This is a genomic window from Halopseudomonas sp. SMJS2 (assembly GCF_029866945.1).
Lineage (GTDB): Bacteria > Pseudomonadota > Gammaproteobacteria > Pseudomonadales > Pseudomonadaceae > Halopseudomonas > Halopseudomonas bauzanensis.
Genome location: NZ_CP123445.1, coordinates 1,482,312 through 1,503,842 on the forward strand (window position 1 = coordinate 1,482,312; position 21,531 = coordinate 1,503,842).

The 21,531-nt window shown below is 61.0% G+C and carries 12 protein-coding genes; 6 read left to right on the forward strand and 6 right to left on the reverse strand.

What is annotated here, in order from left to right:
- Positions 1-8: 8 nt before the first annotated feature.
- From pepN to QAO71_RS07025, 4 genes are all read left to right on the forward strand, one after another.
- The gene (gene pepN, locus QAO71_RS07010) at positions 9-2,663 is read left to right on the forward strand and encodes an aminopeptidase N (protein WP_280165556.1); all 2,655 of its coding nucleotides are present in this window, start codon (positions 9-11) and stop codon (positions 2,661-2,663) included.
- A 436-nt stretch (positions 2,664-3,099) separates the two neighbouring features.
- Complete coding sequence (locus QAO71_RS07015; RefSeq protein ID WP_036992398.1) at positions 3,100-5,478, forward strand: MMPL family transporter; 2,379 nt, start codon at positions 3,100-3,102, stop codon at positions 5,476-5,478.
- A gap of 181 nt (positions 5,479-5,659) precedes the next feature.
- A complete protein-coding gene (locus QAO71_RS07020; protein WP_083392493.1) occupies positions 5,660-6,772 on the forward strand; it encodes a YCF48-related protein in 1,113 nt (370 codons plus the stop codon).
- Positions 6,773-6,827: 55 nt separating this feature from the next.
- On the forward strand, positions 6,828-9,179 hold the full coding sequence (locus tag QAO71_RS07025; protein ID WP_036992397.1) for an MMPL family transporter: 2,352 nt from the start codon (positions 6,828-6,830) through the stop codon (positions 9,177-9,179).
- Between the two features lie 202 nt (positions 9,180-9,381).
- Here QAO71_RS07025 and QAO71_RS07030 read toward each other — a convergent pair whose 3' ends face one another.
- Genes QAO71_RS07030 through QAO71_RS07055 form a run of 6 tightly spaced genes read right to left on the reverse strand, consistent with a single transcriptional unit; the run spans position 9,382 to position 16,185 of the window.
- Positions 9,382-11,040 (reverse strand): BatD family protein, encoded by a 1,659-nt coding sequence (locus QAO71_RS07030; RefSeq protein WP_074779937.1) that lies wholly within the window; start codon positions 11,038-11,040, stop codon positions 9,382-9,384.
- Positions 11,037-12,842 (reverse strand): VWA domain-containing protein, encoded by a 1,806-nt coding sequence (locus QAO71_RS07035; protein WP_280165557.1) that lies wholly within the window; start codon positions 12,840-12,842, stop codon positions 11,037-11,039. The genes QAO71_RS07030 and QAO71_RS07035 overlap by 4 nt, the downstream gene beginning before the upstream one ends.
- Positions 12,835-13,836 carry a VWA domain-containing protein gene (locus tag QAO71_RS07040; RefSeq protein ID WP_235818270.1) on the reverse strand — a complete coding sequence of 334 codons (1,002 nt, stop codon included), beginning with the start codon at positions 13,834-13,836 and terminating at the stop codon, positions 12,835-12,837. The genes QAO71_RS07035 and QAO71_RS07040 overlap by 8 nt, the downstream gene beginning before the upstream one ends.
- The gene (locus tag QAO71_RS07045; protein WP_280165558.1) at positions 13,826-14,290 is read right to left on the reverse strand and encodes a DUF4381 family protein; all 465 of its coding nucleotides are present in this window, start codon (positions 14,288-14,290) and stop codon (positions 13,826-13,828) included. Before QAO71_RS07045 ends, QAO71_RS07040 begins: the two co-directional genes overlap by 11 nt.
- Positions 14,290-15,219 carry a DUF58 domain-containing protein gene (locus QAO71_RS07050; protein ID WP_136869850.1) on the reverse strand — a complete coding sequence of 310 codons (930 nt, stop codon included), beginning with the start codon at positions 15,217-15,219 and terminating at the stop codon, positions 14,290-14,292. Before QAO71_RS07050 ends, QAO71_RS07045 begins: the two co-directional genes overlap by 1 nt.
- A gap of 6 nt (positions 15,220-15,225) precedes the next feature.
- Positions 15,226-16,185: a MoxR family ATPase gene (locus QAO71_RS07055; protein WP_036992391.1), complete on the reverse strand. Its 960-nt coding sequence runs from the start codon at positions 16,183-16,185 to the stop codon at positions 15,226-15,228.
- 149 nt (positions 16,186-16,334) lie between these two features.
- On the opposite strand from QAO71_RS07055, the gene QAO71_RS07060 reads away from it, so the two are divergent.
- Both QAO71_RS07060 and QAO71_RS07065 read left to right on the forward strand, forming a co-directional pair.
- Complete coding sequence (locus tag QAO71_RS07060; RefSeq protein WP_280165559.1) at positions 16,335-21,251, forward strand: NAD-glutamate dehydrogenase; 4,917 nt, start codon at positions 16,335-16,337, stop codon at positions 21,249-21,251.
- Complete coding sequence (locus tag QAO71_RS07065) at positions 21,232-21,453, forward strand: DUF2835 domain-containing protein (protein ID WP_036992390.1); 222 nt, start codon at positions 21,232-21,234, stop codon at positions 21,451-21,453. Before QAO71_RS07060 ends, QAO71_RS07065 begins: the two co-directional genes overlap by 20 nt.
- The last annotated feature ends 78 nt before the right edge of the window (positions 21,454-21,531 follow it).

Consider the following 21,531-nt stretch of genomic DNA (forward strand, 5'->3'; position numbering starts at 1 on the left):
AGTCTTCCATGCGTACCGAACAACCCACGACCATTCACCTCACGGACTACAGACAGCCCGATTATCTGATCGATGAAACCCACCTGACCTTCGAACTGTTCGAGGACCATGCCCTGGTGCACAGCCGCCTGGCCATGCGTGCCAATGCCGCGGGGGAGGGTGGAGCGCTGCCGCCATTGGTGCTGCACGGCCAGGACCTGGTGTTGCAGAGCGTGGCGCTGGACGAACAGGCGCTGACGGCCGATGCCTGGCAGGTGGACGATTCCAGTCTGACGCTGCAGCCGCAGGCGCGCGAGTTCGAGCTGGCGATCACTACCCGTATTGAGCCGCAGAACAATACCGCGCTGGAAGGTCTGTACAAGTCCGGGGGCATGTTCTGTACCCAGTGTGAAGCCGAGGGGTTTCGCAAGATCACCTATTACCTGGACCGCCCGGATGTGATGAGCCGGTTCACTACCACGGTGACGGCTGAGCGTGGGAGCTATCCGGTGCTGCTGTCCAACGGCAACCTGATCGCCAGTGGTGAGCACGAAGGTGGTCGGCACTGGGCGACATGGGAAGATCCGTTCCCCAAGCCAGCCTATCTGTTCGCCCTGGTCGCCGGCGATCTGTACCGTATCGATGACAGCTTCACTACGATGAGCGGCCGGGAAGTCGAGCTGCGTATCTATGTTGAACCGGAGAACCGCGAGCAGTGCGGCCACGCCATGGATAGCCTCAAGCGCTCCATGCGCTGGGACGAAGAAGTCTATGGGCGCGAGTATGATCTGGATATCTTCATGATCGTTGCGGTCAACGACTTCAATATGGGCGCGATGGAAAACAAGGGGTTGAACATCTTCAACTCCAGTTGCGTGCTGGCCCACCCCGATACCGCCACCGATATGGCGTTCCAGCGGGTCGAGGCGGTGGTTGCCCATGAATATTTCCACAACTGGTCCGGCAACCGGGTTACCTGTCGCGACTGGTTCCAGCTGTCGCTGAAGGAGGGTTTCACGGTTTTTCGTGATGCCGAATTCAGCGCCGACATGAACTCGCGCACGGTCAAGCGCATCGAGGATGCCACCTTCCTGCGGGCCAACCAGTTCGCCGAGGACGCCGGGCCCATGGCGCATCCGGTGCGCCCCGACTCCTATATGGAAATATCCAACTTCTATACCCTGACGATCTATGAGAAGGGCGCGGAAGTGGTGCGCATGCTGCACACGCTGCTGGGTGCCGAGGGTTTCCGCAAAGGTACTGATCTATACTTCGAGCGCCATGATGGTCAGGCAGTGACCTGTGACGATTTCATTACTGCCTTGGAAGATGCCAACGAGGCGGATTTCACTCAATTCAAGCGCTGGTACAGTCAGGCGGGTACCCCGGTACTCCAGGTCGACGGTCGCTATGATGCGGCGAGCTCGACCTTCCAGTTGCTGTGCCGGCAGAGCTGCCCGGCAACCCCGGGTCAGACCGAGAAACTACCCTTCGTGATTCCGTTGCGCCTGGCACTGCTGGACGGCGAGGGGCGCGAAATGCCGCTGCAGCTGGCCGGTGAAACGCAGGCGTGTGGTACGGAAACCGTGTTGGCCGTGACCGAGGCCGAGCAGCTGTTCGTCTTCGAGAACGTCCGCGAAGAGCCGCTGCCGTCGCTGTTGCGCGGCTTCTCGGCGCCAGTCAAGCTGGTTTATCCCTATTCCCGGGATGATCGGGTGTTTCTTGCGATGCATGACCCGGATGGCTTCAATCGCTGGGAGGCGGCGCAGTCGCTGGCAGTGGATGTGCTGCAGGGGCTGATCGGGATTCACCAGGCCGGACGGCCCTTGCTCCTGGACCAGCGCTTGCTCGAAGTGCATCGCGCGGTACTGAAGGATGACAGCCTCGACCCGGCGATGGTGGCCGAGATCCTGCGCCTGCCGTCTGAAGCCTACCTGGTGGAGCTGGCCGAGGAGGCTGATGTCGAGGCCATCCACCATGTCCGTGACTGGGTGCGCCGGGAGCTGGCAACCGCCTTGGCCGAGACCATGTGGTCGCGATTCCGGCAGCTGGGCGATGGCGCCGGCGCTTACCGGGCCGATGCCGAATCCATGGCGCGCCGCAGTCTGCGCAATACGCTGCTTGGCTATCTGATGCTGACCGAGTCTTCCGAAGCGTTGTCGGTATGCGTGCAGCAATTTGTCGAGGCCGGCAACATGACCGACCGTCAGGCGGCATTGGTGGCCTTGGTCAATTCGCCCCACGAGCAACAGAAGCACGCCGCCCTGGAAGAGTTCGCCCAGCGCTGGAATGCCTATCCGCTGGTCATGGACCAGTGGTTCAGCATCCAGGCCGCCAGCCCGCTGCCCGGTGGCCTGGAGCGGGTGCAGGGGTTGATGAAGCACCCAGCCTTCACCTTGCGTAACCCGAACAAGGTACGGGCATTGATCGGTGCCTTTGCCAATCAGAACCTGGCCAACTTCCACCGTGCCGATGGCGCTGGTTACCGTTTCGTTGCGGACCAGATCATCGAGCTGAACCGGCTCAACCCGCAGATCGCCTCGCGGATGCTGACGCCGCTGACCCGCTGGCGCAAATTCGATGAGCCTCGCCAGTTGCTGATGAAGGCTGAGCTGGCGCGCATCCTGGCGAGCGATGACCTGTCGCCGGATGTCTACGAGGTGGTCAGCAAGTCCCTGGCCTGATCTGGATGAAGCGTCGGAGAGCCGATCAGGCTGTCCGACGCGTTCTTGCATCGACGCTTTCATTGATACAGAATGCGGTTTTGTTCTGGTCGGTAAATGGATTACAAAAGATTACCGATGAGGCATTGGTGGGCTACCCGATTCGCTCTAAGATAAGTCACCCGATCACTCAGGGTGACCAATAACAACAAGGGGTCTCCATGCGTAATTTCCTGAAGGAACAGGTTTGCGCCGCGCTGTCCCACGACAGTGATCCGTATCGCTCCAATGGAGCCGCTCTCCTTTCTTGTGCTTGTTCATTCTGCATCCTTGGGTTGCATGCGCACCGCGCATGGTCCTGCCAGCACGTCCTCCTCCCGAGTCGTGATCACCAGGCAGGCTTTTCAGTGCTCTTATCCGCAGTCTGACAATAATAATTACAGCCAGGAGAGTCTGGATGTCCCAGAATGATCAGGAAGAAGCTACCTTCATGGAGCGTCTGGTTTTCAATCACCGGTTGACGGTTGTGGTGCTGTTTGCGCTGGTGACCCTGTTTCTCGGCTATCAGGCCACCAAGGTCAGGCCCGATACCAGCTTCGAGAAGATGATTCCGCTCGAACACCCCTACATCGTCAATATGCTCGAGCATCAGGATGATCTGGCGAGCCTGGGCAATTCCATCCGTATCGCGGTATCCATCAAGGAAGGGGATATCTTCTCCAGCGAATACATGGAAACGCTCAAGCGCATCAATGACGAGGTGTTCTTTCTGCCGGGTGTGAACCGGGCGGGGCTGCGCTCCTTGTGGACGCCGAACGTACGCTGGACCGAGGTGACCGAATACGGCTTTGATGGCGGCCCGGTGGCCAGCCGACCTTCTTATGAAACCGAGGACGACCTCGACGAGCTGCGCATCAATGTGCTCAAGTCCGGGGAAATCGGTCGTCTGGTGGCGAATAACTTCAAATCCAGCATCATCGAAGTGCCGCTGCAGGAATACTATCCCAACCCGGAAAATCAGTCCGAGCTCATGCGTCTGGATTACGGTCAGTTCTCCGACATGCTGGAGCAGAAGATCCGTAATGAGTTCCAGGATGAGAACCCGAACATCCAGATCCATATCGTCGGCTTCGCCAAGAAGGTCGGTGATCTGATTGAGGGCCTGACGGCGGTGATGTTGTTCTTTGCCGTCGCGGTCGGCATTACCTTCTGCCTGCTGTACTGGTTCACCTGGTGTATCCGCAGCACCATCTCGGTATTGGTCACGACGCTGATAGCGGTGGTCTGGCAGCTCGGCCTGATCCACCTGGTCGGTTTCGGACTGGACCCCTATTCGATGCTGGTGCCGTTTCTGATCTTTGCCATCGGTATCTCCCATGGCGTCCAGAAGATCAACGGTATCGCCTTGCAATCCGGTGGCGCTGACAGCGCTCTGATGGCTGCCCGGCGCACCTTCCGCCAACTGTTCCTGCCTGGCATGATCGCCATCCTGGCCGACGCCGTGGGGTTCATCGCGCTGCTGATCCTGGACATCGGCGTGATTCATGAGCTGGCCATCGGCGCATCGCTGGGTGTGGCGGTGATCGTGTTCACCAACCTGATCATGCTGCCGGTGGCGATTTCCTATATGGGGATCAGCAAACGGGCAATCGAGCGCAGCAAGCGTGATGCCGTGCGCGAGCATCCGTTCTGGCGTGCTCTGTCCAATGTCGCGCATCCGCGTCTGGCGCCGGTGATCGTGATTCTGGGTCTGGTCGCCGGGGTCGGCAGCTTCCTCTATCAGAAGGCTAATCTGCAGATTGGCGATCTGGATCCAGGGGCGCCGGAATTGCATGCCGATTCGCGCTACAACCTCGATAACGACTTCATCATCAGCAACTATTCCACCAGTTCCGACATCCTGGTGGTGATGGTGGAAACCCCATTGGAGATGTGCTCAGCCTACAAGACCATGGAGGCAATCGATCAGCTGGAATGGCGCATGAACAATGTGCCTGGCGTGCAGTCGACGGTATCGCTGGTGACGGTGGCCAAGCAGGTGATCATGGGCAATAACGAGGGCAATCTGAAGTGGCAGGGGCTGTCACGCAACCAGGATAACCTCAATACCGCGATCAGCCGGGCCCCGGAGGGCATGTTCAACAGTGCCTGTTCGCTGGCACCGGTGCTGATCTATCTCAACGATCACAAGGCCGAGACCCTTGAGCGGGCGACCGACGAGGTCAAGGCCTTCGCCGAGGAATACGATACCGACACGCTGAAATTCAAGCTGGCGGCAGGCAATGCCGGTATCGAAGCGGCGACCAACGAAATCATCGCGACGTCCGAGCTGACCATCCTGGTATTGGTATACATCTGGGTTGGGGCCATGTGCCTGTTCACCTTCCGCTCGTTCCCGGCGACCATCTGTATTGTTCTGCCACTGATCCTGACATCCGTACTGGGTAACGCGCTGATGGCCTTCCTGGGAATCGGCATGAAGGTCGCGACCTTACCGGTGATCGCGCTGGGGGTGGGTATCGGGGTGGACTACGGTATCTATATATACAGTCGTCTGGAAAGTTTCCTGCGCGCTGGCATGCCGTTGCAGGAAGCCTATTACCAGACCCTGCGCTCCACCGGGAAAGCGGTATTGTTCACCGGCCTGTGTCTGGCCATCGGCGTGGCGACCTGGATCTTCTCCGCGATCAAGTTCCAGGCTGATATGGGACTGATGCTGACCTTCATGTTCATCGTCAACATGTTCGGCGCGATGCTGCTGTTGCCAGCGCTGGCCCGCTTCCTTATCAATCCCGAGAAAATCCGCAACAAGAAGGAATCCTTTCTGCAACATTGAATGAGTTTGCAGTGAATATGGCGACTTTGGCGACGATCGGAAGGGATCGGCGCCGAGTCATTATCATCGACATGATTAACAAAAGATAACCAAGCCCGGTTGGCGGACCTTGTCAAAGCTCGATAGTATTCGGCAGACATGCCAATCGGCAGAGAGTCTATAAGAACAAAGGGGAAGGACTATGCACGAGCCAAATTCCTGGCGCGTTTCATCTCGCAGAATCATCATGACGCTGGGGTTGTCCGGTGCACTAATGGGGCCCGCCTCGCTGGCCATGGCACAGGATGTTGCCAGCGACGATCTCAAACCAGCAATTATTTCGCTGAAAGCGAGCAAATCTCTGCTGCTTGACATCGAGCAGGCCGGCCAGCGTCTGGTGGCGGTCGGTTCACGCGGCCATATAGTCTATTCCGATGATCAGGGTGGCAACTGGTTACAGGCGCCGGCTCCGACGCGCCAACTGCTTACTGCCGTGGATTTCGTCGATGAGCGCAACGGCTGGGCGGTGGGCCACGACTCGCTGATTCTGCATTCCTCTGACGGTGGTGAAAGCTGGGCGGTGCAATACCGTGATCCGGAAATCGATGCGCCGGACGATGAAGGTTTCGGCTTCCTGGAAAAACCACTGATGGACGTCTGGTTCCGTGATACCCGGACCGGCTTCGCCGTGGGCGCCTATGGCCTTTTCCTGCGTACTGAGGATGGCGGTCAGACCTGGGAAGATGTGTCCTTCGATATCGATAACCCAGATGGTTTCCATTACAACGCCCTGACGGTCGTCAAGGACACCGGACTGTTCCTGGTCGGCGAAATGGGCACGATGTACCGTTCGGCCGACTTCGGCGATACCTGGGAAACCCTGACGGACATGCCCTATGACGGTTCCTGGTTTGGCGTTGCCGGTACTGGCGAACCCGGTGTGGTGCTGGCGTGGGGTTTGCGCGGCAACATGTTCCGTTCCACTGATTTCGGTGAAAGCTGGGAGCAGGTCGAGCTGCTGACGCCCAATAACGGCGAGTTGGAGGCGACCCTGTCGGGAGGGCAGCTTGCGGCTGATGGTCGTTTGATCGTGGTCGGTACTGGTGGCGTGGTTGTTGTCAGCGATGATCATGGACGCAGTTTCCAGGTGACTGTGCGCCCGGATCGGGTGGCGCTGGCGAATGCGTTTGGCCTGCAGGACGGCAGTATCGTGCTGGTAGGGCAGCGAGGCGCTGTGAAGGCGGATGGGAAAGGCATGTCGGCGGCTGGCGGTACTGCACTGACCCTGCCCGTACCGACGGCAGAAGAAGAATAAACCGCCGCGAACGATGACGTTCGTGCAAAGAAGAATTAAAGCCAGGAGAATCTGGATGTCGAAACACCATCAGGAGACCGCTCCACTTGTGGAGCGTGTCATCTTCAATAACCGACTGATCATGCTGCTGATCTTTGCGGCACTGACCATCTTTTTCGGTTTTCAGGCGACCCAGGTCCGCCCGGTCACCAGCTTCGAGAAGATGATCCCCCTCGAACACCCCTATATCGTCAACATGATCGAGCATCAGGACGATATGGGCAATCTCGGCAACTCCATCCGGATTGCGGTTGCCATTGAAGATGGCGACATCTTCTCTACCGAATACATGGAGACCCTCAAGCGCATCAACGATGAGGTGTTCTTCCTGCCTGGCGTGGACCGTGCCAATCTGCGGTCGCTATGGACACCGAACGTGCGCTGGACCGAAGTGACCGAATACGGTTTCGACGGTGGTCCGGTTGCCAGCAAGCCCGCTTACCTGACAGCAGAAGATCTGGAAGAGCTGCGTGTCAATATTCTCAAGTCGGGTGAAATCGGTCGGTTGGTGGCGAATAACTTCAAGTCCACCATCATCGATGTGCCGCTGCAGGAATCCTATCCCAACCCGGAAAACCAGTCGGAGCAGATCCGCCTGGATTACGGTGAGTTCTCCCGCCTGCTGGAAGAGAAGATCCGCAGCGAGTTCCAGAACGAGAACCCGAATATCAGCATCCACATCATCGGCTTTGCCAAGAAGGTCGGCGACCTGATCGACGGTATCATCAAGGTGGTGATGTTCTTCGGCGCGGCGCTGCTGATTACCTTCGTGCTGCTGCTGATCTTTACTCGCTGCCTGAAAAGCTCGCTCACCACGCTGGTCTGCTCGGTTATCGCGGTAATCTGGCAGCTCGGCCTGTTGCGTACCATGGGCTTCGGTCTGGACCCTTATTCGATTCTGGTACCGTTCCTCGTATTCGCCATCGGTATCTCCCACGGCGTGCAGATCATCAATGCCATGGCGATCGAATATGCCGGGGCGGATGATGCCTATACCGCAGCCCGGCGCGCCTTTCGCTCGCTGTACATTCCGGGCATCGTGGCGCTGGTATCGGACGGTGTGGGTTTCGTGACCCTGCTGCTGATCGAGATTGAAGTAATCCGCGAGCTGGGTATTGCCGCTTCCGTTGGGGTGGGTGTGATCATCCTGACCAACCTGATGCTGCTGCCAATCCTGATGTCCTATATCGGTATCGGCAAGGGTGCGGTGCAGCGCAACCGGGATATGGTTTCTCGTCCGCAGAAGCTGTGGCAGTCCATTTCCGGCTTCGCCCATCCAGCGGTGGCACCGATTTCCGTGGTGCTGGCCATTCTCGGCTTTGCCTTCGGCATCTATTACGGTAAAAACGTCGAGATCGGCGATCTTGATCCGGGTGCACCGGAGCTGCGCGCCGATTCGCGCTACAACCTGGATAACGATTTTATCATCCGTAACTACTCGACCAGTTCCGACGTTCTGGTGGTCATGGTCAGTACGCCGCCGGAGATGTGTTCGGCCTATGAAACCATGGAAGCCATCGACCAGCTGGAATGGCGCATGAGCAACCTGGCCGGTGTACAATCGGCGGTATCGTTGGTGACCGTGGCCAAGCAGGTGATCATGGGTAACAACGAGGGCAGCCTGAAGTGGCAGGCGCTGTCGCGTAACCAGGACAACCTGAACACCGCGATCAGCCGCGCCCCTGAAGGCATGTTCAATGCCAGCTGCTCACTGGCACCGGTGATGATCTTCCTCAACGACCACAAGGCTGACACGCTCACCCGGGCTACCGCTGCGGTCGAGGAATTCGCCGAGGAATACAACACCGAGAACATCACCTTCAAGCTGGCTGCCGGTAATGCGGGTATCGAAGCGGCGACGAACGTCGTGATCGAGAAGTCCCAGCTGAAAATGCTGCTTACCGTTTATGCGGTGGTCATCCTGATGTGTCTGGTGACGTTCCGCTCGATCCGTGCGGTGCTCTGCATCATCATTCCGCTGGCGCTGACCTCGGTCCTTGCCAACGCGCTGATGGCGTTCCTCGGCATTGGAGTGAAGGTGGCGACCCTGCCGGTGATCGCGCTGGGGGTGGGGATCGGTGTCGACTACGGCATCTATATCTACAGCCGCCTGGAGACCTATCTGCGTCAGGGGATGCCGCTGCAGGAAGCCTATTACGAAACCCTGAAAACCACGGGCAAGGCGGTGACCTTCACCGGTTTCACCCTGGCCATCGGTGTGGCGACCTGGATCTTCTCCGCGATCAAGTTCCAGGCTGACATGGGCATTCTGCTGACCTTCATGTTCCTGTGGAATATGTTCGGTGCCCTGTGGCTGTTGCCGGCCCTGGCGCGCTTCCTGCTCCGTCCGGACAAGATGCGCAACTGATCTGTGCAAGCAGGACGAAAGGCCGCCCGGGTAACCGTGCGGCCTTTTTGTTTGTTCGGTGGGTGGGTCTCCCGGAAAGTCACCGCCTATGGAGTGGCGGGTTCGAGCTCGACACAAGGGGCAGGCGCAGGCTGGCAATGATCATGAGGTAGCATTTGCTGGGGGCGGGAGTCCCGGCAGCACCTGCACTTGCGATGGGGGTTCAGACTTCGGGGTACAGCCCTTCGGGTTTGGCGGCCTGTTCTTCCTCCGCTTCCCGGCGGCGGCTCTGGATGACCATACGCACGGCACGCCACAGCGGCTTGCCGCGCCAGGGATGGTGAGCACGGCCGAACAGGCAGGCATTGAGTTCGTCGAGAGCCTCTTCCAACTCCAGGTAATTATGTGCCAGGCCAATCAGCCCCTCGCCATGCTGCTGGCGCGCCCAGGCTTCCAGCGCCTTGCGGGCATCCGCTGGCTGGTTGGTCCGACAGGCCGCCTGCAGGTCCGCCAAGGGGTTGCCCTGATCCTGGTCACCCAGATCTTCTTCGGCTTCCGGTAGGCTGAAGTCGGCCAGCGCCCGGCGGGCCTGACGCAGAAAATACAGGCTGGCTGCCAATGCCAGTATCAGCAATGCAGTTGCCAGCTGCCAGGGCCAGAGCAGGGCGGGCTCGGCCATGGGAAAGTTGACCGGACCGGCAGTGGATGAAAAGTCGCCACTACGACTGACGTTCAGGGTGACCGCATCCAGTGTGGCAGTCTCCAGTCGGTCCTGCTCGGTATTCCACCAGTTGACCACGACTGGCGGCAGGGTATAGGAGCCTTCCTGCAGGGCGACCAGCGCGGCGCTGTCATGCCGTGCGCTGCTGATGCCTTCATCACTGTTGCGGCTTTCCAATCGTGGTTGATCGGCATACTGACGCAACTCATCGACCGCGCCCGTGGTCAGGCTCTGCAGCGCCGGCAATTGGCTGGCATTCAGACCGCGGGCTTCCAGGATCAATGTTCGTGTCAGGGGCTCGCCACTGAGCAGATCAATGCCGGGGTCCGGTTGCCAGGTCTGGCTCAGACTCAGCGCCGCGGCCGGCAACCAGGGGGCACCGGCAGGGTAGCTGTCAGGGACAGGTCTTACCTGCAGGCGAATGCTCGGCGAGCGCACCTGGACCAGCTTGCCGGTGCGCGCCGAGAATCGCTCATTGCTGGTGGGTTGCAATACCGTGGCGCTGAACAGTTGCGAGGGGATATCCAGCTCGCCGCTCTGTTGGGCGAAGAGGGCGTAGCGCATCTCGATCACGCCGTGGCGTACCCCGTTCATGGTCCGCTCGAAATGCCGGGGCGGCCCCAGGCTCTCGACGCGGGCATTGGGTATGTCCAGGCCGCTCAGGGTGGAATCGTCGAACAGCGATACCGAGTGGTAGATGCGCAGGGTCAACAATACCTGGGCCTGCACATAGGGCGTTTCGATATCCACTTCGCTGTCGATGAACACCGGCGCCAGTTGCGCGCTGCTGTCGCTGGCGGCTTGCGCTGCCGACAGTACCTGCAGGGAGACCGGCTGGCTCGTCACTGCGCCCAGCTGCAGCGGCGGGATGACCACAAAGCCGGTGCGCAAGGGGAGCAGTGTGACTACCCAGCGGGTGACGGGAGTGGTTTTGCCGTCGGCCTGGCTGACCAGGCTCAATTGCCGGGTGCGCTGTACCTCGAAGTTTTCTTCCAGCGGGGTCAGGTCCAGCTCGCTCAGGCGGCTGGCCGAAGGGGTTTCCAGGGTCAGCTCCAGGGCTTCACCTTCCACCAACCGGGTGCGGTCGACGCTGGCATCCAGAGCAGCGTGGGCCAGCGGGCTGAGCACCACCAACAGCCACAGTGTTATCAATCTAATCATCGCGGCGGTTCCTGTTGCTGCAGATGTTGATAGAGAAATTTGCGCCGCAACAACTCCGCCGGATCATCCGGAATCTCCCTGAGCCATTGTTGCAGTGCCTGTCGCTGTTCCAATGCTGCGTTGTTGTTTTGCTGCTGTGGGCCGCGCGGGCTGGTTGAGCCGCCTTCTTCCCGCTGCGGACCGCTGCCCATTGAGGGGCTAGCCTGGCCGTTGTTCAGATCGCCAGATGCCGCGCCTCCGGTCGCCGGCGTTGTGCTGCCCGGCGTCGCGTCAGCCTTGCTGCCCTGGGCGGATGTTGACGCGGCGGGGGTGGGCTCTTTGCCGTTGCCGTTGCCGTTGCCGTTCCCAGCCGTCTGACTGCCGGTTGTGCGAGGCTGTTCCCCTGATGAGGCCGCGTCTCCCTCAGTACTGGCGTCTTCCTGTTGCTGCTGTCGCAACTGCTCCAGCAGCGCCTCGATGATACCGCGGTTGTGCCGCGCGGCGGTATGTCTCGGGTCCCGGGTCAGGGCCTGCTCGTAGGACTCCAGCGCCGGTTGATAGTCGCCGGCCATGGCCTGAGCGGTACCGCGGTTGAAATGATGCTCAGCATTGTCGGGCTCGGTGGCGGCCAGTGCTGCCCAGGCCGTGGCGGCTTGCTCGTAGTCTCCGGCCTGATATAACGCCCAGGCGTGCCAGGCTGGATCGCTAAAACGCTCGGCAGCCGCGGCGGGCTGCTGTTGCTCGAGTAGCTGCATTGCCTGCTGGTCGGGGCGTTGCCAGAGATCCGCCCAGCTCAGGGCTTGCGCTGGTGGTGGCAGCAGCGCCGCAATCAGAAGCACCCCTAACCAGCCGCGCCGTGCCCCTAGCGCGGCTAATGGCAACAGCAGTAGCACCAGCCAGTGGCCTTGATCCAGTGGCAGGTGACGGTCGCTCACCTCGGCGTCGGTGGTGGTGCGCAAGGGCTGCAGCAAGTAATCCAGGTCCCGATTGCCGACGGTGATGCCATGGTAACGACTACCATGCTGGCGGGCCACCGCTGCCAGCTGTTGACCATTGAGCCGGGGCAACAGGATACGCCCCTCGCTGTCGCGCATGAAACCGCCCTCTGGCAGAGGGACCGGCGCACCGGAGGCGGTGCCAATGCCCAGAATGGCCAGTTGCGCGCCGAGTTCCCGGGCATGGCTGGCCAATACTTCACGCTCCGGGCTATCCAGACCGCTGGTCAACAGCAGTATCTGCGAGGTGCTCTGTGGGTGGCCGGAAAGCATTTGCCGGGCCAATACCATCGCCTGGTCCAGGTTCTGGCCGTCGATCGGCATAATTTCCGGGTCCAAGGCCGTCAGCAGGCTGCGCAGCGTATTACGATCCCGGCTCAGCGGGCTCACCCGGTGGGCGCTGCCGGCGAACGCGACCAGCCCCAGCTGACTGTCAGGATAGTCCTGCATCAAGGTACGGATCTTGTGCTTGGCCCGCTGCAGGCGATCAGGTGCAAGATCGTCGGACAGCATGTTGCGCGATACATCGAGCACCATGACCACCGCACTGTCCGGTAACCGCCGGGGTTGGTTGGTGCTGTCCATCACCGGACTGGCCAACGCCAGGATTGCCAGGGTCCAGGTCAGCCCGAGAAGGACAAAGCGCAGCGCGTGACTGCCGCCGGGATGTTGTTGCAGCAACCAGGGCCGCAGCGAGGCGGGCAGCAACTGTTCCCAGCCCGATTGACGCCAGCCGCGCTGATATAACAGCACCAGCAGAATGACCGCCGGTGGCAAGACCAGCAGCCACAGCGGGCGGGCGAAGGACAGGCCGAGCAATTCAGTCATGCTGATGACTCCGGCGTACCATGTTGCTGGATAACGTCAGGCTCAGCAGTAGCGCCAGCGCCAGAGGCCAGGGATACAGTGGGGTGGCCTGGCGATCGGGCAGGCCTTCGCGCAGTGCTGGCTCCAGAGTGTCGAGCTGTTGATAAATGGCCTGCAGATCGGCTTCGTTGCGGGCGCGGAAATAGGCCCCACCGGTGAGGTGGGCAATCTCTCGGAGGCTCACCTCATCCAGTTCGATGGACGGATCGAACTGCAACCCCCAGAGACTGGACGTGACGCCATCCGGGGCCAGGGTGTCGGCACCCACGCCGATACTGAAGATGCGGATGCCGTGCTCCGCGGCCAGCCGGGCAGCGCGCAGCGGGCTGACGCTGCCGGCGGTATTGGCGCCATCGGTGATCAGAATCAGCACCCGGCTGGCGGCGGGTTCGTCCAGCAGCCGTTTGATAGCCAGGCCAATGGCATCGCCGATCGCGGTTTCACGGCCGGCCAGGCCGATAAAGCTTTCGTCGAGCCATTCGCCGATGGCCTGGCGGTCATGGGTAAGGGGCGCCTGGACATAGGCCTGCGAGCCGAACAGGATGAGCCCCAGGCGGTCCCCCCGGCGGCGTTCGACAAACTCACCGAGCAGGTGTTTGACCAGCGTAAGTCGATCAACGGGTTTATTGTCCAGCTGCATATCGCGAAACTCCATGCTGCCGGACAGGTCCAGGGCCAGCATCATGTCGCGGCCGGTGACCGCCGTGGGCAAGCTGTCGCCCAGTAGCTGGGGGCGGGCGGCGGCCACGACCAGCAGCGCCCAGACCACCAGATATGGCCACTTGCGGCCGGGACTGCCCGGCTGGGCTGCCAGCGGTTGCAACGCTTGCAGCCGTTCCATGAAACCGACCTGCAATGCGGCAGAGCGGGTTTCGGCCGGAGGCAGCCAGCGCCGATACAGCCAGGGCAGCGGCAGCAACAGGAAGCACAGCGGCCAATGGAATTCAAACATCATGATGGCGCACCCAGCGGCGCAACTCTGCGAGCAGGACCTGGCGCTGTGCCGGGCTCAGGTCGACCTGCGGTCGGTAGAGATCCGCCGCCAGCGGTTGCAGCGCCTGGCGCTGGGCCCCCGGATAGCGGCTGCAGAGATAATCGAGCCAGGCCTCGCCAAACAACCGGGTCGCCGCGACATCGCCCCGTTGCTTCAACAACTGCTTGATCCGGGTGTTGATCGCGGCCAACCACTGGGCATCCGGCAGGCTGGCCGGCACATCCGCGACTACTCGCCAACTCTGGCGCTGCTGCCGCCGTTGCCGCCGTCGGGCATGGCGCAGCAACCAGGGCAGCAGTAGGGCGATCAACAGAACACCGATCACCAGCAGCCACCAGCCGGGGGCCGGGGGCCACCAGGGGATAGGCGGCGGCAGCGCCGGGTGGGTAAGTTGTGCCTGAAGCGCCTGTTCCATCAATGCCGCCTCCGCGCGTACATGCTCAACATCAACTGGAGCTGGTCAATCGGCGTGCGACTGGTCTCCAGCGGCTGCAAGCCGCAGCGCAACCGGCTCGCGAGCCGTTGCCAGCCTTGCTGGCGGGTCAGGAATTGGGCGGCCCAGGCCTCACGCAGCGACGCATTGGTGGTGTTGAGTGTAAGCCGCTGCTGACCCTGCACAAATTCCAGCCCTGGACTGCTGGGCAGGCTGGCCTCCAGTGGATCAAATATCGGCAACAGCACCAGATCACTGTGCGCGCTCAAGGCATTGAGCAGCGGCTGGCTCAAGCCATCGATGGCAGCGTGATCGCAGAGCAGATAGAGGATACTGCCGGGGCGAATCACCTCGCGGCTGTGGCGTAGCGCAAGATTCAGCGGTTCGCTGCCAGGCGGGGCGGTGCTCGGTTGCAGCGCCTGATTCGCTTTGAGCAGTTGGCTGAACAGCTGCAGGATGGCCCGTCGACTGCGACGCGGGCGCACCTCATGGCATTGCTCGGCATCGAACACCATACCGCCGATGCGGTCGTTGTGTGCCAGCGCCATCCAGGCGATCAGGGCGCAGGCCTCTGCAGCCAGCACCGATTTGAAACACAGCTGAGAGCCGAAGAACAGCCGGCTGCTTTGTTCGCAGATGATGAATACCGGCCGTTCGCGCTCTTCATTGAAAACCTTGGTATGGGCTTTGCGGGTGCGTGCGGTCACGCGCCAGTCGATATTGCGAATGTCATCGCCCGGCTGGTAAAGGCGCACCTGGTCAAAATCGATGCCCCGGCCACGCAACCGCGACAATTGCTGGCCGGCCTGACGCCCGGAATGCAGCGGGCGCCCGGACAGTGGTAGTTCGCGGCAATGCCGGCGCTCCTCCAGCAACGAGTCGAGGGTGACGTAGACCGCGGCGTCACTCATGTCTGTCTAGACCACGGCAACGGATTCGACCAGCAGGGTGATGGCCCGGTCGGCGTCGATGCCGGCCGCTTCGGCCTCGAAACTGAGCATCAAGCGATGGCGCAGCACATCATGGACGATGGCCTGCACATCCTCTGGGCTGACGAAATCCCGCCCGGCCAGCCAGGCGTGGGCGCGGGCGCAGCGGTCCAGAGCGATGGTGCCGCGCGGGCTGGCGCCCATCTGGATCCATTCCGCCAGCTGCGGGTTGTACAGCTCTGGACGGCGGGTGGCCATGATCAGCTGGATCAGATATTCCTCCACGGCCTCGGCCATGAACAGGCCGAGCACTTCCTGACGAGCAGCAAGAATGGCGGCCTGGCTGACCTGCTCGGCAATACGCGGCTCGAAGCCCTTGGCTTCGCCCCGGGCCAGATGCAGGATCTGGCGCTCCAGCGCGGCATCGGGAAAACCGATGCGTACATGCATCAGGAAGCGGTCCAACTGGGCCTCGGGCAGGGGGTAGGTGCCTTCCTGCTCGATCGGGTTCTGGGTGGCCATCACCATGAACAGCTCAGGTAGCGGCCAGGTCTCGCGGCCGATGCTTACCTGCCGCTCGGCCATGGCTTCGAGCAGAGCCGACTGTACCTTGGCCGGGGCCCGGTTGATCTCATCGGCCAATACCAGATGGTGGAAGATCGGCCCCTGTTGAAAGCTGAAGCTGGCGGTTTCCGGGCGGTAGACCTCGGTGCCGGTAATGTCCGCCGGCAGCAGGTCGGGGGTGAACTGGATGCGGTGAAAATCCGCCTCGATACCTTCGGACAACACCTTGATCGCCTTGGTCTTGGCCAGCCCCGGTGCCCCCTCCACCAGCACATGACCACCGGCGAGCAGGCAGATCAGCATGCGGTCGATCAGCTGCTCCTGGCCGAAAATCTGCTGGGCCATGAAGGTTTTCAACTGGAGCAATGACTCGCGATGGGACATGAAGCAGATTCCTTGGCTGGTCGGTCTTCCTGCAATGGGTGTCACTTTACCGAAAAGCCCATGGTCTAGACTAGGGTCTGTTCCCGCTTCATTTGCCACCGCATCGGCGAGGCATGATGAAGTCTCGGTATGGCCTGCCCGGAGGTATCATGGCTTTCATAGTTGCCAGCGACAGAAAAGAGTTTCTGCAGATCGTCCAGCAGCGTCTGCAGGCGTTGGTCGAACCGGATGAGCAAGAGGCGGTGACTCTATTCGCACGGCATTTCTTCGGTATCGCGACCCTGGAGGAATTGCTCGCTCGCCAGGACACCGATTTGCTGGGGGCGGTGCTATCCGGCTGGCGGATGCTGCAGCAGTTCGATGACAGCAAGGGCAGCATCCGGGTATTCAATCCGCAGGTGCAAAATCACGGCTGGCATTCGCCCCATACGGTAATCCAGTTGTTGCATCTGGACTCACCCTTTTTGGTGGATTCGGTACGTATCGAACTCAATCGCCAGGGCTACGCTATCCATGTCCTGCAGAACAGCACCTTCATGGTGAAGCGGGATGCTGCTGGCCGGCTGCTGGAGCTGCATCCGGCGGCGGCCCGGGACGAGGAGTTGCGCGGCGAGTCGGTGATGCATATAGAGGTTGATCGCTGCGCCACGCCAGCGGAACTCAAGGCGCTGCAGGCTGGGCTACATGAGGCGCTGCAGTATGTGGAGACGGCGGTTGCCGGCTATGTTCCCATGCAGCGGCAGGTTCAGGAGTTGAGCGTGCAGTTGCGGGGCGAAGATGCCGGCTGGTTCGACACTGACACCCGGCTGGAGGCGGCGGCCTTCCTCGATTGGTTGCTGGAGCATTTCATCTTCCTGGGCTACACCCGCTTTGCCATTCGTGAAGGGCTCGGCGAGGGGCGGCTGGGTCTGCAACCCGAACACAGCCTCGGCATTGCCGCGCTGGACCCGCCGGATGAGGGTATCCAGGGCCTGCCGGAGGCAGTGCTGGACTATCTGCAGTCGCCCATGCTGCTATCCTTCGCCAAAGGAGCGCAGAACAGCCGGGTCCACCGGTCGGCCTATCCGGATTACATCTCTATCCGCGAGGTGAACGATGCCGGGGAGGTGACGCTGGAGCATCGCTTCGCCGGGCTCTATACCTCACGGGTTCATAGCGCCGATGTGCACAGCATTCCCTGGCTGCGACGCAAGGTCGAAATGGTGCGCCGTGATTCCGGCTTCGAGACGCACAGTCATCTGGGCAAGGAACTGGATCAGGTGCTGCAAGAGCTACCTCGGGATGACCTGTTCCAGGTGTCCTCCCAACTGCTCAACGAGACGGCGCTGGGGATAGTACAGATTCAGGAGCGTAACCAGGTCCGGTTATTCCTGCGCCGGGGCAACTATGCCCAGTTTTATTATTGCCTCGCCTACATCCCCCGTGACATCTACTCCACCGCCGTTCGCCAGCAGATACAACAGGTATTGATGGCACGTCTTGAAGCGTCCGACAGTGAATTCTGGACGTTTTTCTCCGAATCACAGCTGGTCCGTGTTCAGTTCATTCTGAGCGTTGACCCGCGGTGCAACCTGGAAATCGACCACGTGAAAATTGAACGGGATGTAATACAGGCCTGCCGCAGTTGGGCTGATGATTTCAACGAGCGTCTGCGTGGCGGCCTGGGTGAGGCCGCTGCCGCCGAGGCCCTGGCCCATTTTGGCGACGCTTTTCCGCCGGGCTATAGCGAGCGCTTCAACCCGGCGACGGCGGTCGCAGATGTCCAGCAGTTGCTCGCGCTCGATAACGACAACCCTCTGGCCCTGAGCTTCTACCAGCCGCTGCAGAGCAGGACCGGCGAGTTGCACTGCAAACTGTACCACCGGGGCGGATCGCTGCCGTTATCGGATGTCATGCCGGTGCTGGAGAACCTCGGACTGCGCGTGCTCGGCGAGTTTCCCTTCCACCTGCAGCGACGGGACGGGCAAAGCTACTGGATACACGACTTCGTGTTCAGCTCGACGCTGGACCCGGAAATGGACATGGAGGATGTCAACCAGCTGTTCGGCCAGGCATTTGCCGCGATCTGGAGTGGCCAGGCGGAGAACGACAGCTTCAACCGGCTGATCCTGCTCGCGGGTATCCACTGGCGCGAGGTCGCTGTGCTGCGTGCCTATGGGCGTTACATCAAGCAGATCCGCATGGGCTTCGAGTTGCCCTACATCGCCGCGACGCTGATCAGCCATGCCTCGATTGCCCGGGAACTGGCACGCCTGTTCAAGACCCGCTTCTTCCTGGCCCGCAAAACCTCGGCCGGCGAGCTGGAAGACAAGCTGGAGCAGGCCATTATCGTCGGCCTGGAAGAGGTCGCGGTGCTTAACGAGGATCGCATCCTGCGCCGTTTCCTGGCGTTGATCAAAGCCACCGTGCGTACCAACTTCTACCAACCGGACGCGCAGGGTCAGCCGAAGCCATACATCAGCCTGAAGTTGGACCCGGCCTCCATTCCCGAGTTGCCGTTGCCCCGGCCGATGTATGAGATTTTCGTATATTCGCCGCGGGTCGAAGGGGTGCATCTGCGTGGCGGCAAGGTGGCCCGGGGTGGGCTGCGCTGGTCCGATCGCGAGGAAGACTACCGCACCGAGGTGCTCGGTCTGGTCAAGGCGCAGCAGGTCAAGAACGCCGTGATTGTACCGGTCGGCGCCAAGGGTGGATTTGTACCGCGGCGGCTCCCGGTCGGCGCTGAGCGTGACGAGATACAACAGGAAGCCATCGCCTGCTACCGTATCTTCATTCAGGGGTTGCTGGATGTGACCGATAATCTGGTGGATGGCCAGGTAGTGCCGCCGCCCCAGGTGATCCGCCATGATGACGACGACTATTATCTGGTGGTGGCGGCGGACAAGGGCACCGCCAGTTTCTCCGATATCGCCAATGGTATCGCCGCGGATTACGGCTTCTGGCTGGGTGATGCCTTCGCCTCGGGCGGCTCCGCCGGCTATGACCACAAGGCCATGGGCATCACCGCACGGGGTGCCTGGATCTCGGTGCAGCGGCATTTCCGAGAGCTGGGCGTGAATGTTCAGGAAGATCCGGTCACGGTGATCGGTATCGGCGACATGAGTGGCGACGTGTTCGGTAACGGCCTGCTGCTTTCGCGCTCGGTGAAATTGCTGGTGGCCTTCAACCATCTGAATATCTTCATTGATCCTGATCCGGACCCCGAGCGCAGTTTCGCTGAGCGCCAGCGACTGTTCGATCTGCCGCGTTCGAGCTGGAAAGATTACGATCCGCAACTGATTTCCGAGGGGGGAGGAGTCTTCTCCCGCAGTCTCAAGCAGATCACGCTGACGCCGCAGATGAAGGATGTGTTCGATATCGCGGAAGACCAGCTGACGCCGGCCGAGCTGATCCACCGGCTGCTCAAGGCGCCGATTGACCTGCTGTGGAATGGCGGCATCGGCACCTATGTGAAAGCCTCGACCGAAAGTCACGCCGAGGTGGGTGACAAGGCCAATGATGCGGTGCGGGTGGACGGGCGCGATCTGCGCTGCAAAGTGGTAGGCGAGGGCGGCAACCTGGGCATGACCCAGTTGGGCCGAATCGAATACTGCCTTAACGGTGGAGCGGCCAATACCGATTTCATCGATAACGCTGGCGGGGTCGACTGTTCTGACCATGAGGTCAATATCAAGATACTGCTCAATGAAGTGGTCGCCGCCGGTGACATGACTGTCAAGCAGCGCAACCAGTTGCTGGCGGACATGACCGAAGCGGTGGCCGGGCTGGTGTTGCTGAACAACTACCAGCAGACCCAGGCTATCAGCCTGGTAGAGCGGCAGGCGCACCGTGCCATGACGGAATATCGACGCTTCATCACCGCCATGGAAGCCAGCGGCAAGCTCAGTCGCGCGCTGGAATTTCTGCCCGAGGATGACCAACTGGCGGATCGTGCGGCCAACGGCATGGTGCTCACCCGACCGGAACTGTCGGTGCTGATTTCCTATGCCAAGACGGATCTGAAGGAGAAACTGATCGCGTCCGAAGCGCCGGAGGACCCCTGGCTGGCCCGAGAAATGGCAACCGCCTTCCCACCGCGACTGGTGCGCGAGCATACCGCTGCGCTCGCCGGACATCGGCTGCGTCGGGAGATCATTGCTACCCAGTTGGCCAATAACCTGGTGAACCACATGGGCGTCACCTTTCTGCGGCGCCTGGAACAGTCCACCAGTGCCAGCGCCGGGCAGATCATGGCGGCCTACATAGTGGCGCGGGATGTGTTCCGCTTGATGGAGCAATTCGACAACATTGCTCATCTGGATTATCAACTGCCGGCGACCATCCAGCTGGAGCTGATGGATGAGCTGATGCGACTGGCGCGCCGGGCTACCCGCTGGTTTATCCGTCGCGGTGGGCAGGCGGCCGGTTCGATCTCACCTGGCGGGCAGCCAACCGCTGCGGAGCAGCAACCCGATACCGCTGACCTGGTGGCCCATTTCGCCCCGCAGATCCAGGAGCTGGATGAACACTTCGATGACATGCTGGAGGGGTCGGTACGCCAGCTTTGGGAATCGCGCTTCGAGTACTATACTGCCGCCGGTGTGCCGCCCGCCATCGCTCGCCTGGTCGCTGGCGCGGGGCACTTCTACACGATGCTCGGGGTGATCGACGCGGCGGACGCCACCGGCCAGCCCGCGCAGCGGGTGGCCCAGGTCTTCTTTGCGCTGGGCAGCGAGTTGCAGACCACCTGGTTCGTCAACCAGATCAACGCATTGCCGGTCGACTCCCATTGGCAGGCACTGGCAAGGGAATCCTACCGCGACGAGCTGGAAAGTCAGCTGGGCGCGATGACGGTGTCGGTACTGCAGGCGGGCAACAAGGACATGCCGGTTGAACAGTTGCTGAGCGACTGGCTGAACCACAATCAACTGCGGGTGCAGCGGTGGCAATCATTACTGCTCGAGTTCAGAAGCGCCGGCCAGAACGATTACCCGATGATCGCCGTTGCCATGCGCGAGCTGGCGGACCTCGCCGTCAAGACCCGACAGGTAACATCCATGGAGCAGCATGCAGGAACTGATCATTGATCTGGCGTTACCCGCCGAGCGTTACCTGGCCTGGTATCGTGGCCAGGCCGGCAGGGTGGTGATGCGCAGCCGCGATGGCCGCAGCGTCAGCCTGCCAGCCCATCACCTGCGGCCCTTTCTGCGCCACGAAGGTATCTATGGCAGCTTTGTCATGCGGTTTACGGACGAGGGCAAGTTGGTTTCTCTGGAGCGCCTTGGCTAGATTGGCTTTGCAGCTGATTTGCACGTTAAAAAGCTCGCGCAAAACGGTATACTCCGCGCAGCCATTCATTACCAGGGC